Genomic DNA, 15385 nt, shown 5'->3' on the forward strand with positions numbered 1-15385 from the left:
GCCCATGACCGCCTCGCAACTCGATTCCGACGGACGCCTGCGCCACCTGCTGACCCTGGAAGGTCTGCCCCGCGAAACCCTGCTGCAGCTGCTCGACCGCGCCGGCCAGATCCGCGATGCGGCGGTCGGCCGGGTCGGCAACAAGCGCCACGTGCTGGGCGGTTCGGCGGTGTGCACGCTGTTCTTTGAACCCTCCACGCGTACCCGCAGCTCGTTCCAGCTGGCGGCGCAGCGGCTGGGCGCGGACGTGCTGAATTTCGACGCCTCCACTTCGTCCACGCGCAAGGGCGAAACCGCCTGCGACACATTGAAGAACCTGGAAGCGATGGGCGTGCGCGGCTTCGTCGTGCGTCACCCGGATGACGGTGCCGTGGCCGAGCTGGCCGCCGCGGCGGGCGAGGGCACCGCGCTGATCAATGCCGGCGACGGCCGCAGCGCGCACCCGACCCAGGGCCTGCTGGACATGCTGACCCTGCGCCAGGCCAAGGGCGGTGATTTCTCGAAGATGAAGGTGGTGATCGTCGGCGACGTGAAGCACTCACGCGTGGCCCGCACCGACCTGCATGCCTTGCGCACGCTGGGCGTGGGCGAGATCCGCGTGTGCGGCCCGCAGTCGCTGCTGCCGGACGATGACACGCTGAAGGGCTGCATCGTCGGCCAGGATTTCGACCAGATGCTGGAAGGCGTGGATGCGCTGATGATGCTGCGCCTGCAGCGTGAGCGCATGGAAGAAGGCCTGGTGCCGTCGATCGAGCAGTACCACGCCGAATACGGTTTGAACGCCGCGCGCCTGAAGCGCGCCGGCCAAGACGCGGCCGTGCTGCACCCGGGCCCGATCAACCGTGGCGTGGAAGTCACCGACGAAGTGGCCGACGGCCCGCAGTCGTGGGTGCTGCGCCAGGTGGCCAACGGCGTGGCCGTGCGCATGGCGGTGTTGGAGACGTTGTTGGGGTGAGGGGCGGCGGCTTCGGATCGTGTGAACGTTGGACGGAATACGGGGGCGGTGTGTTTCCGGCTTCGGATGCTTGGGCCGCGCTGCGCGCGGTTTCCGGCCAACGGCCGGGGCTACGAATTTTTACGGACCCATTGGGATTGGGATCAATCAACCGTGGGCTTCGGATCGTGTGAACGTTGGACGGAATACGGGGGCGGTGTGTTTCCGGCTTCGGATGCTTGGGCCGCGCTGCGCGCGGTTTCCGGCCAACGGCCGGGGCTACGAATATTTACGGACCCATTGGGATTGGGATCAATCAACCGTGGGCTGCGGATGGATGTGGCGTAGCCGTCGGCTCGTTTGTCGGTAGCGCCGGCCGTTGGCCGGAACGCAATGCTGGACGATGCCTATAGCGTCCAACGACACCATGCATGTTTGTATTCGCCGATGTTCGCGGTGATTCCCGCGCGTATCGGGTTGCCAACGATGTAGTGCGCGTGGCGTAACAAGGCTTCGTCGGCACGGACCGCATGATCGAAGAATCCGGGTTGCCACACCTTGCCCTGTCCACGTTTCAGGCGGTTCAGTGACAGCGCGCTGGAAGATTTGAAGCGCCGCGCGACGTACGCAAGTGAATGCGAGCGCAGTTCAAACATCCAGTGAATGTGGTCGGGCATGACGACCCATGCCAGGGTGTGGGTGCATCGGCTCCGGTCCATCTGTCGAAGCTGATTGACCACGATCTCGGCGGCTTCAGGATCATCAAACCAACGGGATTGCCCGGTACAACGCGTCGTCATGACGTAAACCTGCCCGACAATGCTGCGGCGCCCAAGACGTAGACGATGGCTGCTCATCCTCCCATCCTCGGCGGATGGGGCGTAGTGGTGATTCAGCGGAATGCCGACATACACATCGGCCGTTACCGTCATGCAGTGTAGGTAGCCATACGAAGGCCGGCCAACGGCCGGCGCTACCGGAATGGGGCGTTTGGTCGATTGACCCCAATCCCAATGGGCCCGTAAAAATTCGTAGCCCCGGCCGTTGGCCGGACACCGCGCGCAGCGCGGCCCAAGCATCCGAAGGCGGCATCATCACCGCCACCGATAATCCATCCGGCGTTTAAACGATCCGAAGCCCACGGTCGATTGACCCCAATCCTAATGGGCCCATAAAAATTCGTAGCCCCGGCCGTTGGCCGGAAACCGCGCGCAGCGCGGCCCAAGCATCCGAAGGCGGAAACACACGGCCCCCGCGTTTCGTCCGGCGTTTATACGATCCGAAGCCACCCACCAGACGTCCATGACCCGGATCGAAAAGCAGCCGGCCAACGGCCGGCGCTACCGCTTCTGCGCGAACAGCCAACCCCACATCGCCGCATCCGCATACGTCGCATCCCACGCGTTGTGGTTGCCCTGCGGATACTCGGTATAGCGCACGTCGCCGGCACCGGCGGCATCGAACGCGGCCTTCAATTTCCTGTCGTCGGCGGGCAGCACCACATCGTCCAATGCCCCATGGAACATCCAGATCGGCGTGGCCTTGAGGCGCTCGGCGATGGCAGCGTAGGGATCGGCTTCGTTCGCCACGGACTCCACGAACAAGGACGCCCGCACTGCGCGCGGAGCCAGCACCGCGCCGCACACCGGCACGATCGCGGCGAAACGGGTGGGGTGTTCCAACGCGATGTTCCAGCTGCCGTAGCCGCCCATCGACATGCCGGTGAGATACTGCCGCGCAGGATCGGCACCGAATTCGGCGATGGTGGCATCCAGCGCGGCCAGCGCGATGCGGTTGTTGATGCCCGACCATTCCTGGTCTTCCGGCGCCTGTGGCAGTACCACCAGTGCCGGGAAGTTGCGCGCGTGGTCGCGCAGGTGCGGGCCCAGCCCGGCGGTGGTCTGGCGATGGCCGTCACTGCCACGCTCGCCCGATCCATGCAGGAACAGCACCACCGGCAACGCGCCGCGCTGCGCCTTGGCATCGCGCGGCACGAATACCTGGTAGCGCGACACCCGCCCGTCCACGGTGACGCTGCGCTCAACGAAGTGCCCCTTGTCCGCAACGCGGGTCGTGGCACAGCCGCTCATGACGAGCACCGCCACCACCCACATCCACCACGCCGCGCGCTGTCGTGCCATCGTCCTTCCTCGGCTGAAATCGTTTTCAGTCTAGGCGCGGATGTCGGCGCAGGCATCTTGCAGTGCATCAGTCCGCGCGCGGTACCGAGGCCAGGATCTCCAGCTGTTCGATCGCCTCCGGGTGGCCCTCGGCGGCAGCGGCCTGCACCTGGGCCAGGCTGGGGTGGACCACCAGCAGGATGGGGTTCTCGCACTGGGGGCAATCAAACTCGGCCTCGTCCTCGTGCAGTTCCATGCTCATCTGGCGCGAGGTCCCCTGCCATTCGCAGGCAGGGCAGGTGTGGGTCTGGTCGCGCCAGCCGACAGTGAAGTAGTTGTCGAGGGTCAGGGCCATGTCGGTGAACCGGTCAGTGCAGCAGGATCAGGGTGGCCAGGCCCAGGAAGCTGAAGAAGCCCATGACGTCGGTGACCGCAGTGACCACCACGGTGCCGGCCACGGCCGGGTCCACGTTCATGCGCTTGAGCAGCAGCGGCAGCAGCACCCCGGCCAGCGCCGCGGCACAGAAGTTGATGATCAGCGCCAGGGTGATCACCAGCGACAGCAGGAAGCTGTGGAACCACAGGTAGGCAATGATGCCGACCACGGTGCCGATCAGGGTGCCGTTGATCAGCGCCACCCGCGATTCCTTCCACAGCAGGATGCGCGCGTTGCTCTGGCCCACCTGGCCCAGCGCGATGCCGCGCACCATGAGGGTCAGCACCTGCACCGCCGCGTTGCCGCCGACGCCGGCCACGATCGGCATCAGCACCGCCAGCGCAACCACCTTCTGCAGGGTCAGCTCGAACTGTCCGATCACCGTGGCCGCCAGGAAGGCCGTGCACAGGTTGATGCCCAGCCACACCACACGGCCGCGCACGGCGCGCTTGATCGGGGAGAACAGGTCTTCCTCTTCGTCCAGGCCGGCCGCGCCCAAGGCCTGGTGCTCGGCCTGCGAACGGATGATGTCGACCACGTCATCGATGGTGATGCGGCCGAGCAGGATGTTGTTGTCGTCCACCACCGGCGCCGACACCCAGTCATGGTCGGAGAACTGCCGGGCCACTTCGTCGGCGCTTTCGCCGACGTCGATCGCCGGCTGCTCATCGTCGATCAGGCGGTTGATCGGGGTGCTGTCCTCGTGGGTCACCAGCGAGGCCAGCGACAGCCGGCCCAGGTACTGGTGGCGGCGGCTGACCACGAACAGGTGGTCGGTGTGGTCGGGCAGTTCGCCGCGCAGGCGCAGGTAGCGCAGCACCACATCGACGTTCACGTCGGCGCGCACGGTCACCACGTCCGGGTTCATCAGGCGGCCGGCGCTGTCCTCGGGATAGGACAGGACCTGCTCGAGCCGCTCGCGGTTCTCGCGGTCCATCGACTTGAGCACTTCGTCGATGACCGTATCGGGCAGGTCTTCGACCAGGTCGGCCAGGTCATCGATGTCCAGGTCTTCGACCGCGGCGATGATTTCGTCCGGGTCCATGTCGGCCAGCAGGCTTTCGCGCACTTCCTCGCCGACGTGGACCAGCACCTCGCCATCGTCTTCCGGGTCGACCAGCCCCCACACCACTTCGCGCTTGCCCGGCGGCAGCGATTCCAGCAGGTTGCCGATCTCGGCCGGCGCCAGCGTATTGACCAGCCGGCGCACCGGACCCAGCCGCCCGCTGTCCAGTGCATCGGACAACAGTCGCAACTGGCGCGCCGTCTTGTCGTGGCGTACGGCTTCGGCCATGCACAGCTCCCGCGGCAAAAGAAAAAAGGCCGCTATCCCGGACAGGATGCGGCAGAGGGGGTGGTCACCGCGTCATTATCGCTTGGATGCATGACAAACCGGTAGGTCAGCGCGTCACGACCAACGGTCGTGACCTGCCGGGCCGTTCATTGGTTTGTGTCGATCCAGCGCTCGATGCTGCGCCGGTCGCGTGCGGCCAGCAGCTTCGGTGCTGCGGCCTGCAGTGCGGACAGATCGCTGTCGCGCACCGCGCGCCGCACCTCCAGCAGCGTGCCGGGGTGCAGGCTGAACTCGGTCAGGCCGAGCGCGAGCAGCATGCGGGTCATGCGCGGGTCGCCGGCGATCTCGCCGCACACCGCCACCGGCACCTGGTGTTCGCGGCCGGTGCGCAGGATGTGCGCCAGCAGGCGCAGCACCGCCGGGTGCAGTGGCGAATACAGCTCGCCCACCGCTTCATTGTTGCGGTCGGCGGCGAGCAGGTACTGCACCAGGTCATTGGTGCCGATCGACAGGAAGTCGACCAGGTCGATGAAACTTTCCAGCGCGATCGCCGCAGCCGGTACTTCGATCATCGCTCCGAACGGGATGTGCTCGGCCACTTCGTGGCCCTCGGCGCGCAGCAGCTCGGCCTGCTTGTTCAACCGCCGCCGGACCGCCAGCAGCTCCTCGCGGGTGCTGACCATCGGCAGCAGGATGCGCAGCTTGCCGTAGGCAGACGCCCGCAGGATCGCGCGCAGCTGGGTATCGGCCACCTTCGGCCGGGCCAGCGACAGGCGCACGCCACGCAGGCCCAGCGCGGGGTTTTCTTCGTTGCTCAGGGTCAGGCCGGTGCGGTCGGCCTTGTCCGCGCCCAGGTCCAGGGTGCGGATGGTCACCGGTCGCCCGCTCATGCCGAGCGCCGCATCGCGGTAGGTTTCGAACTGCTCCTGTTCGTCGGGCAGCTCGTCGCGCTGCAGGAACAGGAATTCGGTGCGGTACAGGCCCAGCCCGTGCGCGCCCAGCGCATGCGCCTCGGTGACGTCTTCGCGCGATTCGGCGTTGGCCAGCAGCGCGATCTCCACCTTGTCGCGGGTGCGGCTGGGCTTGCTGCGCAGGCGGCCCAGCTCGCGCTGTTCGCGGGCCTGGTCGCGCAGGCGGGCGCGGTAATCGCGCAGGTCCGGCGGCAGCGGGTTGACGGTGATCTGGCCGGTGCTGCCGTCGATGCCCAGCACGTCGCCATCGGAAATCTTCTGCAGCAGGTTGGGAACGTTGACGATCAGCGGCAGGTGCAGGCTGCGCGCCAGGATCGCGCTGTGCGAGAGTGCGCTGCCCGCGGCGGTGACGATGCCGACCACGCCATGCACCTGCAGCTGGGCCAGCTCGGAAGGCGCGATGTTGTCGCAGACCAGGATTTCACCGGCCAGCCCCTTCACGTCCGGCGGGCGTTTCTGCAGGAAGGCATGGATGCGGCCGATCACATGGTCCAGGTCGTCCATGCGGCTCTTCAGGTAGGCATCGTCCATGCCATCGAAGACCTTGGCCAGGCGGTCGCGCTGGACGCGCAGCGCATACCCGGCGCTGTACGGACCGCTGCGGATCAGCTCGTCCAGGCCGAACAGCAGTTCGGGGTCGTCCAGCAGCAGCGCGTGCAGGTCGAGGAATTCGCCCACTTCCTGGTTCAGTGCACCCTGCAGCCGCTGGCGCAGGTCGTGCATTTCGGCGCGGGCCGCGTCCACCGCCAGGTGCAGGCGCTGCAGTTCGGCCGCCACCTGGGCCGGGGCGATGCGCTGTTCGGCGACTTCCAGGGCATGCGGCAGGCGCACCCGGGCGCGGCCGAGGGCATTGCCACGCGAGGCCCCGTGCCCGGCCAGCAGCAGGGCACCGGACGCGGTCCGTGCCGGTGTGCTGGAACCCGGTCGCGACGGTGGCCCCGGCATGCTCAGCTGTCCTCGTCGAAGCGTCGCTCGAACAGGGCCACCACTTCGTCCATGGCGGCCGCTTCGTCTTCGCCGTCGATGCGCACGGTGACCGGGGTGCCCTGGCCGGCGGCCAGCAGCATCACGCCCATGATGCTCTTGGCGTTGATCTCACGGCCTTTGGCGGCCATGGTCACGTTGCAGCGGAAGGGCGCCAGCACCTGCACCAGCTTTGCAGTGGCGCGGGCGTGCAGGCCCAGGCGGTTGGATACGGTGAGTTCACGTTCAAGCATCGTCGACAATCGCTCCATTGCGAGTGCCCGCCGCCGCAGTGGCGGGCAGTTGATCCAGTCCCTGTTCCGGATAATTCATCACTCGCAACAACATCGGCAGGCTCAGCGCCGAGACCCGGCGTGCCGGGGTGCCCAGGCGGGCCAGCTGCGCTGCCAGATTGCTCGGGCTGGCGCCATACAGATCGGTCAGGATCAAAACGCCCTCACCGCTGTCCACGCGCCGGAGGGCGGCCGAGGCGAGCGGGAGCAGGGCATCCATGTCTGCGTCGAACGGTACTTCGAAAGCTTCGGTCTTCAGCGGCAGGTGCCGCAGGAGTCGGGTCGCCACGTCCAGCAGGGACGTACCGACGCCGGGATGCGTTACAAGGAGAATGCCACAGGTCATTGTCGAACGTTAACATCCCAACATGAATTGGGGATACACCACGGTAGCAACGGACCGTTGGTCCGTTGGCTTTGATCAATCCAGTTCGCGGTGGAACGTAGCCACTTCCGGCCAGCCCTGGTCGCGCGCGTGCCGGGCCAGGCGTTCGGCCAGGTACACCGAACGGTGCTTGCCGCCGGTGCAGCCGAAGGCCACGGTGACGTAGCTGCGGGTGTCGTTGCCCAGGCGGGGCAGCCAGGTATCCAGGAAGTCGATCAGCTGGTCCACGTACTTCTGCACGTCCGGCTGGCTGTCCAGGTACTCGCGCACCGGTGCTTCGCGCCCGGACATCGGCCGCAGCTCCGGGTTCCAGTGCGGGTTGGGCAGTACCCGGGCGTCGAACACGAAGTCGGCCTCGGCCGGGACGCCGCGCTTGTAGGCGAACGATTCGAACAGCAGCGAGAGCTTGTTGCCGTGACTGAGCGCGAACTCGGTCACCACCTTGCGGCGCAGCTGGTGCACGTTGAGGGTGGTGGTGTCGATCACCGCGTCGGCGGCGCGGCGCAGCGGGGCGGTCAGTTCGCGCTCGCGCGCGATCGCTTCGGGCAGCGACAGGCCCAGCTGGCTCAGCGGGTGTCGGCGGCGGGTGTCGGCGTAGCGCTTGAGCAGCGCTTCATCGGTGGCATCGAAGAACAGCAGCTGCGCGTCCAGCCCGGCCGCCTGGGCATCTTCGCGCCAGTGCGACAGCTGGCTCAGGTCGCTCTGGCCGCGTACGTCGATGCCCACGGCCAGGCGGCGCGGGGCGTCGGCATCGTGGCCGGCCAGCAGGCTGCGCACGAAGTCGGGCAGCAGGTTGATCGGCAGGTTGTCCGAGCAGTAGTAGTCGAGGTCTTCGAAGGTCTTCAGCGCCACCGTCTTGCCGGAGCCGGACAGCCCGCTGACGATGATCAGGGTGGCGGCGGTGGTTTCGGCGGCGGCGGTCATGGGGTACGGCGTTCCAGCAGGTTGCTGTGGCGGGCGATGAACATCGCGGCCGGGTCGATGCCCTTGGTGCGCAGGATGTGCAGTCGGGTGGCCGCCTCGGTCAGCACCGACAGGTTGCGGCCGGGCATCACCGGCAGGGTGATCAGCGGCACGTCCAGGTCCAGCACGTGGCGGGTTCCGGAATCGCCGGTCAGGCGCTCGTAACCATGGGGGGTGGGTTCGGTCATGGGCTTGGTCAGGTGCACGATGAGCCGAAGGTACTTGTTCTTCTTTACCGCCGTGTCACCGAACATCTCGCGTACGTTGAGCACGCCCAGCCCGCGCACCTCCAGCAGGTCCTGCAGCAGCTCGGGGCAGGTGCCGTCGAGCACGTCCGGGGCGATCTGGGTGAACTCAGGCGCATCGTCGGCCACCAGGCGGTGGCCGCGGCTGAGCAGTTCCAGCGCCAGTTCGCTCTTGCCCGAACCGGCTTCGCCGGTGATCAGCACGCCGATGGAGTAGATCTCCATGAATACGCCATGCAGGATCACCCGGGGGGCCAGGGTCCGGGCCAGGTGGTAGGAGAGGTGGTTGAGCAGCTCGTGGCCGCGCTTGGGCGAGATCCACAGCGGGGTCTGCGATTCATCGGCCGCCGCGCGCAGGTCTTCCGGGCAGGGCTGGTTGCGGGTGATCACCAGCGCCAGCGGGTGCGACTGCATGATCCGCTCGATGGTTTCCCAGCGCTGGCGCGAATCCAGCGAATCCAGCCAGGACAGCTCTTCGGTGCCCAGGATCTGCACTTTGTTGGGGTAGATGGCGTTTAGATAGCCGGCCAGCGACGGGCGCCGCGAAACGGTGTTGCCGGCCTCCAGCTCGCGCCGCTCGCCCTTCTGCCCGGCCACCCAGCGCAGGCTCAGGCGGTCACGCTGCTGTTCGAACAGTTCACGCGCGGTGATGCTGGTATTCATGCGGCGCTCGCCGGCGGGGGAAATTCGATCACCTGGCGCAGTGCCGCCGCATCGCGCGCTTCGCGCAGCGCCTGGCGGATGGCCGGCTCCGAAAACAGCTCGGCCAGCTCGGACAGCAGCATCAGGTGTTGATGGGTGTAGTGGCTGGGCACGGCGATGGCGAACACCAGGTCCACCGGTTCATCGCCGCCGAAGTCCACGGGGGTCTCCAGCCGCAGCAGCGCCCCGCGGGGGCGTTCCAGCAGCGGCGCGCGGCCGTGGGGGATGGCGATGCCGTGGCCGATGGCGGTGCTGCCCAGCGTCTCGCGCTCGCGCAGGTTGGTATAGAGCAGCTCAGCGTTGGCTTCGCGGCAGGCCAGCAGCCGGGCGGCTGCCTTGAGCACACTGTCACGATCGGCGGCCGGCAGCACCTGGGTGCGCACGGCCGCCAGTAGATCATTCAAAGGCATGGAAAGGGGGGAGCGGGGGCGTCAGGCGTCATTGTCGCCCAAGGGAGCCGGAACCGGGGCGTGCTGGTGCTTTTTCTCCTTGTGCTTGATCACCAGCCGGTCCAGCTTGTCGGCGAGCACATCGATGGCCGCATACATGGTCTGGCCGTTGGCTTCGGCGTGGAGGGTCTGGCCGGGGATGTTCACGCTGGCGTCGACGTGGTGGTCGGGCTTCTGAAGCTTCAGTGTGACCCGCGCGTCGCAATGCTGATCGAAGTGCTTGCCGATCCGTGCCAGCTTCTCCTCTACGTAGGAATGCAGGGCCGGGGTGACTTCGACATCTTTGCCAAACGTTTCGATGCGCATCGGGTTTCTCCTTTGTTCGGATGAGCCAATGAACCTTGCCGCCAGGCGTGTGAGCGTCAGGCGATGCGTACTCGTTCGTGCGAGGCGGAAATGTTCATGGCTTCACGATACTTCGCCACGGTGCGGCGCGCCACCGGTATTCCAGAGGTCTTGAGCAGGTCAGCCAGCTTGGCGTCAGAAAGCGGCTTGCGCGGGTTCTCGTCGTCGATCAGGCGCCGGATCATGGCCTGGATGGCGGTGCTGGAGGCCTCGCCGCCGCTGTCGGTGTCGATCCCCGAGGCGAAGAAGGCGCGCAGCGCCAGGGTGCCGCGCGGGGTGCGCACGTATTTGCGGGCAATGGCCCGGGAAATGGTCGATTCGTGCAGGCCGAGCTCGCCGGCCACCTCGCGCAGGGTCAGCGGGCGCAGGGCCTGGGCGCCGAACTCGAGGAAGGCGGCCTGCTGCTGCAGCAGGCAGCGCATCACCCGCAGCAGGGTCTCGCCACGAGCCTCCAGGCCCTTGAGCAGCCAGCGCGCCTCCTGCAGGTGGCTGCGCAGGTAGCCGGCGTCGCTTTCGCCACAGCGGCGGATCATCTGTTCATAGCCGCGGTGGATGACCACCTTGGGCCCGGCATGGCCGGCCAGGGCGGCCCGCCAGCTGCCGTTCTGGCGCCAGACCACGCAGTCGGGCACCACGTAGCTGTCGTGGGCCAGTTCGCCGATCTGGGTGCCCGGGCGCGGGTCCAGCGAGCGCAGCAGCTGCACGGCGGTGTCCACCGCCTCCACCGGTTCGCGCAGTTCATGGGCAATGCCGGCCACGCCGCTGCGCGGCAGGCGCTCCAGCGGCCCATCGGCAATGCGCCGGGCCAGGGCCAGGCCGGGGGTCTGCGGGTCCAGCACGTCCAGCTGCAGCTGCAGGCATTCGCCCAGGCTGCGCGCGCCGACCCCGATCGGGTCGAAGCGCTGGATCTGGTGCAGCACGGTGAGGATCTCGGCTTCATCGGCATGAATGGCCGGGAGCAGGGTTTCGGCGATGGCCGACAGCGGTTCGCGCAGGTAACCGTCGTCCTCGAACGCGTCGATCAGCGCGGCGCCGATGCTGCGGTCGCGGCGCGACAGGTGCGACAGGTGCAGCTGCCACAGCAGGTGGTCGGCCAGGCTTTCGGTCTCGGCCACGCGCTCGGCGGCGCTGCCGTTGTCGTCATCGTCGAACGAGCCGCCGCTGCTGCCGCTGCTCCAGTCGCCTTCGCCGGGTGCCCAGTCATCGGCGCCAGAGGGGGCGGAATCGGCGTCGCCGCCGTTGTCGCGTTCGGCCACTTCGGGCGGTCGCTCATCGCTGTCCGGCGCGGCATCCAGGGTGGGTTCGGCGTTCTCGGCCCAGTCCAGCAGCGGGTTGGTTTCCACCGCCTCGGCGATTTCCAGTTCCAGTTCGGCGCTGGACATCTGCAACAGCTTGATGGCCTGACGCAGCTGCGGCGTCATGACCAGTTGTTGTCCCAGCGATGTCTGCAGCCGTGCTTTCATGCCTGTGCCGAACGGAGGGAAGGCGCTGCAGCGGCCGGCGGTCAGAGCTTGAAGGTCTCTCCAAGGTACACGCGGCGGACGTCTGCGTTTTCCAGGATCGCGTCTGGTGCCCCCTGCGCCAGTACGCTGCCTTCGTTGAGGATATACGCGCGGTCGCAGATTCCCAAGGTTTCGCGCACATTGTGGTCGGTGATCAGTACCCCGATGCCACGCTGCTTGAGGTGCAGGACGATGCGCTGGATCTCGCCGACCGAGATCGGGTCGACGCCGGCGAACGGCTCGTCCAGCAGGATCAGGCGCGGCTTGGCGGCCAGCGCGCGGGCGATTTCGCAGCGGCGGCGCTCACCGCCGGACAGGCTGGCGCCCAGCTGGTCGGCCACGTGGTTGATCTGCAGCTCGTCCAGCAGCGAATTCAGCTCCTTCTCGCGGCCGGCCTTGTCCAGGTCCTCGCGCAGTTCCAGCACCAGGCGCAGGTTGTCGGCCACGGTGAGCTTGCGGAACACCGACGGTTCCTGGGGCAGATAGCCCACGCCCTGCTTGGCGCGGGTGTACATGGGGTCGGCGGTGATGTCCTTGCCGTCCAGCACGATGCTGCCGGCGTCGGCCTCGACCAGGCCCACGATCATGTAGAAGCAGGTGGTCTTGCCGGCACCGTTGGGGCCGAGCAGGCCGACCACTTCACCGGCGTCCAGGGTCAGCCCGAATTCCTTCACCACTTCGCGCTGCTTGTAGCGCTTGCGCAGACCTTTGGCGACGAGCATTACTTCTTGCTCCCGGCGGTGGGGACGGTGGTCTTGGCCGGGGCAGCGGCCGGCTTGGCGGCCGGGGCGGCGCCCTTGTTCTTGGGCGGGATGACCGTGCGCACGCGCTGTCCGTCGCCGCCGCTGTTCATCTGGCCGGTGGCGGTGTTGTAGGTCATCGTGCCACCCGAATTGGTCCCCTGCGCGCTCTTGACCGTGTAGTTGCCGGTGAGCACGATGATTTCCTTCTTGATGTCGTAGTCGATCTTGTCGGCCTGGGCTTCCATCCAGGTGCCGTCATCGAGCTGCTGTTTCATCTTGGCCTGCTTGCCGGTGAACACCGCACGCACCGCTTCACCGTCCTTCATGTGGATGTCGGCCTGGGCGGAGCGGATGTCGAGCGTGCCCTGGGTGATGGTGACGCCGCCCGACAGGGTGGTGACGCCATCGCCGACCAGCGTTCCGGACTGTGCCCCGGCGTCGATGGTCATTTCCTGGTTGCGGTCGGAGGTCTTGGCCTGCACGCCGACGGCGGGCACCATCAGGCTGAGGGCGAGGGCAACAGCGTGGAGGGTTTTCATGACGTGGGGCTTTCCTGCCGGATTCGGGGAAACGGCCAAGGCCGTTGTTGAAGTGTGGTGGCGCATCACTGACGGGGCGTGTAACGGCTCTTGACCTGGCTCAGGAACTGATAGGTCTTGTCGCTGGAGTTCAGCGCGAAGCCGACGCCGGATTGGGTCATGCCCGGTCGGGTCAGGGTCACCAGTCCATCGGAGGTGGCGCGGTTTTCCTTGGGGAACACGTCCAGCTGCTCGGTGCGGAACGTGGTCGGTGGAATGCTGGGCACCCGCGGGCTGTCGCCGCTGACGTTGCCGGTCAGCCGCAGCTTGTCGCCGGTGGCGCTGACCCAGCCGGTGTCGCTGCGCAGTTCCCAGTGGTTGCCGTCGCGATCGGGCAGCAGGAACAGCGGCGTCTGGATGGTCATGGTCTCGTCGCTGCGGGTGCGTTCCAGCAGCGGTGCGCGCAGCGTGGTCGATTCGCGGCCCTGCTCGTCCAGCGCGATGATCTGGAAATCGTGCAGCACGTAATCCTTGCTGGCATCGTCGCCCGCGACGATCTCGGCCTTGTCGCGATCGCGCAGCAGGGACCAGCCGCTGAACAACGCAGCCACCAGCAGCAGGCCACCCAGTGCGGTACGCCAGTTCATGCGCCGAACCTCGCCAGGACAGCATCCACGTGGCCCTGCGCGGCCAGCAGCACGTCGCACAGCTCGCGTGCGGCACCGCGGCCCCCGTCCAGGCGGGTCTGCCAGTGCACGCGTTCGGCAATCCAGGGATGGGCATTGGCCGGCGCCACCGCCAGCCCGACCGCGCACAGCGGGGCCAGGTCGGGCAGGTCATCGCCCATGAAGGCCACCTGGTCCAGGCCGATGCCGTGCTGGTCGCACAGGGCGCGCACGCTGGCCAGCTTGTCGCCGACCGCGATCTGGGTGTCGATACCCAGGTCGGCGCCGCGCTTCTGCGCCGACAGGCTGTTGCGCGCGGTGATCAACACGGGGTGGATGCCGTGCTGCTGCAGCAGTTTCAGGCCAAGTCCGTCCTGCACGTAATACGCCTTGCTCTCGTTGCCATCACGGTCGTAGTAGAGCCGACCGTCGGTGAGTGTGCCGTCCACGTCGAAACAGGCCAGCCGGATACGGCCGGCAACGGCATGCAGGTGGGACGGGAAACCGGGCAGCGGGGAGTAGGGCATCAGGAGCGCAGGTCAGCTGAATGGAGGAGTGTCACTGTGGTTTAAACCACCCGGGCCCGCAACAGGTCATGAATATTGAGGGCGCCAACCGCGCGGCCCTCGCCATCGACCACGATCAGGCCGTTGATCTGCTGGGTTTCCATGACCCTGGCCGCTTCCACGGCCAGCTGGTCGGCGCCGATGGTACGCGGGGTGCGGGTCATCACGTCGACGATACGCGCGCTGCGCACATCCAGGTCGCTGTCCAGGGCGCGGCGCAGATCGCCGTCGGTGAACAGACCCACCAGGCGCTGGCCGGCATCGACCACGGCGGTCATGCCGAGCCGCTTGCGGCTCATTTCCACCAGCGCCTCGCTCAGGCTGGCGTTCTCGCCCACCTGGGGCAGCTCGTCGCCGCTGTGCATCACATCCGTGATGTGCAGCAGCAGGCGCCGGCCCAGGCTGCCGGCCGGGTGCGAGCGGGCGAAATCGTCGGCGGTGAAGCCGCGCGCGTCCAGCAGGGCCACCGCCAGCGCATCGCCCATCGCCAGCGAGGCGGTGGTGCTGGAGGTCGGGGCCAGGGCCAGCGGGCAGGCTTCGGCCGGCACGCTCACGTCCAGGTGCACGTCGGCGGCCAGCGCCAGCGACGAGCCGGGGCGGCCGGTCATGGCGATCAGCCGGTTGCCCTGGCGCTTGAGCACCGGCAGCAGCATCAGCACTTCGTCCGATTCGCCCGAATAGGACAGGGCCAGCACCACATCGGCCTCGGTGATCATGCCCAGGTCGCCGTGGCCGGCCTCACCGGGGTGCACATAGAACGCCGGGGTGCCGGTAGAGGCCAGCGTGGCGGCGATCTTGCGGGCCACATGGCCGGACTTGCCCATGCCCGTGGCGACCACCCGGCCGCGACTTTCCAGCACCAGCTGGCAGGCCTGGCTGAACCCCTCGCCCAGGCGTTCGGCTACTGCGGCAAGGGCATCGCGCTCGATCTCGAACACGCGGCGGCCGCTGGCAACCAGCGCGGCCGGGTCGGCCGATGAGGGGGGCAGGGGCGATACAGCCATGCGGGCGCCACGCGGAAGAGTAGAATGAGCGCACATTTTATTAGGAAAGCCCGTTGGACGCCGAGACCATCCGCAAATTGATCGAAGACGGCCTGCCGGGCGCCCGCGCGGACGTGCAGGGCGATGACGGCGTGCATTTCGAGGCCACCGTGGTGTGCGACGCCTTTGCCGGCAAAATGCCGCTGGCGCGCCACCGGATGGTCTATGCCACCCTGGGCGATCTCATGGGCGGGGCGATCCACGCCCTGGCGCTGAAGACGGTGACCCCGGCCGAAGTGGCCGGTTGA

General features: G+C 67.4%; 19 protein-coding genes. 2 read left to right on the forward strand and 17 right to left on the reverse strand.

The window, feature by feature from the left end; genetic code table 11:
- Positions 1-4 precede the first annotated feature (4 nt).
- On the forward strand, positions 5-955 hold the full coding sequence (locus tag SOM39_RS14645; protein WP_217538060.1) for an aspartate carbamoyltransferase catalytic subunit: 951 nt from the start codon (positions 5-7) through the stop codon (positions 953-955).
- A gap of 386 nt (positions 956-1341) precedes the next feature.
- Here SOM39_RS14645 and SOM39_RS14650 read toward each other — a convergent pair whose 3' ends face one another.
- The 17 genes from SOM39_RS14650 to SOM39_RS14730 all read right to left on the reverse strand — a co-directional run bounded on the left by SOM39_RS14650 (position 1342) and on the right by SOM39_RS14730 (position 15098).
- Positions 1342-1791 carry an REP-associated tyrosine transposase gene (locus SOM39_RS14650; RefSeq protein ID WP_320458744.1) on the reverse strand — a complete coding sequence of 150 codons (450 nt, stop codon included), beginning with the start codon at positions 1789-1791 and terminating at the stop codon, positions 1342-1344.
- 483 nt (positions 1792-2274) lie between these two features.
- Positions 2275-3075: a prolyl oligopeptidase family serine peptidase gene (locus SOM39_RS14655; protein ID WP_320458745.1), complete on the reverse strand. Its 801-nt coding sequence runs from the start codon at positions 3073-3075 to the stop codon at positions 2275-2277.
- A gap of 67 nt (positions 3076-3142) precedes the next feature.
- The gene (locus SOM39_RS14660; RefSeq protein WP_320458746.1) at positions 3143-3409 is read right to left on the reverse strand and encodes a hypothetical protein; all 267 of its coding nucleotides are present in this window, start codon (positions 3407-3409) and stop codon (positions 3143-3145) included.
- Positions 3410-3422: 13 nt separating this feature from the next.
- Complete coding sequence (gene mgtE / locus SOM39_RS14665; RefSeq protein WP_068849782.1) at positions 3423-4784, reverse strand: magnesium transporter; 1362 nt, start codon at positions 4782-4784, stop codon at positions 3423-3425.
- Positions 4785-4930: 146 nt separating this feature from the next.
- The gene (ptsP, locus tag SOM39_RS14670) at positions 4931-6700 is read right to left on the reverse strand and encodes a phosphoenolpyruvate--protein phosphotransferase (RefSeq protein ID WP_320458747.1); all 1770 of its coding nucleotides are present in this window, start codon (positions 6698-6700) and stop codon (positions 4931-4933) included.
- A gap of 2 nt (positions 6701-6702) precedes the next feature.
- On the reverse strand, positions 6703-6972 hold the full coding sequence (locus SOM39_RS14675) for an HPr family phosphocarrier protein (RefSeq protein WP_068849785.1): 270 nt from the start codon (positions 6970-6972) through the stop codon (positions 6703-6705).
- The gene (locus SOM39_RS14680; RefSeq protein WP_068849788.1) at positions 6965-7357 is read right to left on the reverse strand and encodes a PTS sugar transporter subunit IIA; all 393 of its coding nucleotides are present in this window, start codon (positions 7355-7357) and stop codon (positions 6965-6967) included. The genes SOM39_RS14675 and SOM39_RS14680 overlap by 8 nt, the downstream gene beginning before the upstream one ends.
- Before the next feature lie 75 nt (positions 7358-7432).
- Entirely contained in the window at positions 7433-8320 is an 888-nt protein-coding gene (gene rapZ / locus SOM39_RS14685) for an RNase adapter RapZ (protein ID WP_320458748.1), read from the reverse strand.
- Positions 8317-9267 carry an HPr(Ser) kinase/phosphatase gene (gene hprK, locus SOM39_RS14690; protein ID WP_068849794.1) on the reverse strand — a complete coding sequence of 317 codons (951 nt, stop codon included), beginning with the start codon at positions 9265-9267 and terminating at the stop codon, positions 8317-8319. Before hprK ends, rapZ begins: the two co-directional genes overlap by 4 nt.
- Positions 9264-9716 (reverse strand): PTS sugar transporter subunit IIA, encoded by a 453-nt coding sequence (locus SOM39_RS14695; protein WP_068849797.1) that lies wholly within the window; start codon positions 9714-9716, stop codon positions 9264-9266. Before SOM39_RS14695 ends, hprK begins: the two co-directional genes overlap by 4 nt.
- Before the next feature lie 21 nt (positions 9717-9737).
- A complete protein-coding gene (hpf, locus tag SOM39_RS14700) occupies positions 9738-10061 on the reverse strand; it encodes a ribosome hibernation-promoting factor, HPF/YfiA family (protein ID WP_068849799.1) in 324 nt (107 codons plus the stop codon).
- 56 nt (positions 10062-10117) lie between these two features.
- Positions 10118-11563, reverse strand: coding sequence for an RNA polymerase factor sigma-54 (locus SOM39_RS14705; protein WP_184125073.1), 1446 nt, complete (start codon positions 11561-11563; stop codon positions 10118-10120).
- A gap of 41 nt (positions 11564-11604) precedes the next feature.
- On the reverse strand, positions 11605-12324 hold the full coding sequence (gene lptB, locus SOM39_RS14710) for an LPS export ABC transporter ATP-binding protein (RefSeq protein WP_068849805.1): 720 nt from the start codon (positions 12322-12324) through the stop codon (positions 11605-11607).
- Positions 12324-12884: a lipopolysaccharide transport periplasmic protein LptA gene (lptA, locus tag SOM39_RS14715; RefSeq protein ID WP_068849808.1), complete on the reverse strand. Its 561-nt coding sequence runs from the start codon at positions 12882-12884 to the stop codon at positions 12324-12326. Before lptA ends, lptB begins: the two co-directional genes overlap by 1 nt.
- 65 nt (positions 12885-12949) lie before the next feature.
- A complete protein-coding gene (gene lptC, locus SOM39_RS14720) occupies positions 12950-13510 on the reverse strand; it encodes an LPS export ABC transporter periplasmic protein LptC (RefSeq protein WP_093533330.1) in 561 nt (186 codons plus the stop codon).
- Complete coding sequence (locus SOM39_RS14725) at positions 13507-14055, reverse strand: KdsC family phosphatase (RefSeq protein WP_093533331.1); 549 nt, start codon at positions 14053-14055, stop codon at positions 13507-13509. Before SOM39_RS14725 ends, lptC begins: the two co-directional genes overlap by 4 nt.
- A 41-nt stretch (positions 14056-14096) precedes the next feature.
- Positions 14097-15098 (reverse strand): KpsF/GutQ family sugar-phosphate isomerase, encoded by a 1002-nt coding sequence (locus SOM39_RS14730; protein WP_068849816.1) that lies wholly within the window; start codon positions 15096-15098, stop codon positions 14097-14099.
- A gap of 53 nt (positions 15099-15151) precedes the next feature.
- Between SOM39_RS14730 and SOM39_RS14735 the strand changes: the two genes are divergently transcribed.
- Positions 15152-15385, forward strand: coding sequence for a BolA family protein (locus SOM39_RS14735; RefSeq protein WP_068849819.1), 234 nt, complete (start codon positions 15152-15154; stop codon positions 15383-15385).

The sequence above is a fragment of the Stenotrophomonas sp. CFBP8994 genome (genome assembly GCF_034044835.1).
GTDB classification, from domain to species: Bacteria; Pseudomonadota; Gammaproteobacteria; order Xanthomonadales; family Xanthomonadaceae; genus Stenotrophomonas; species Stenotrophomonas rhizophila_A.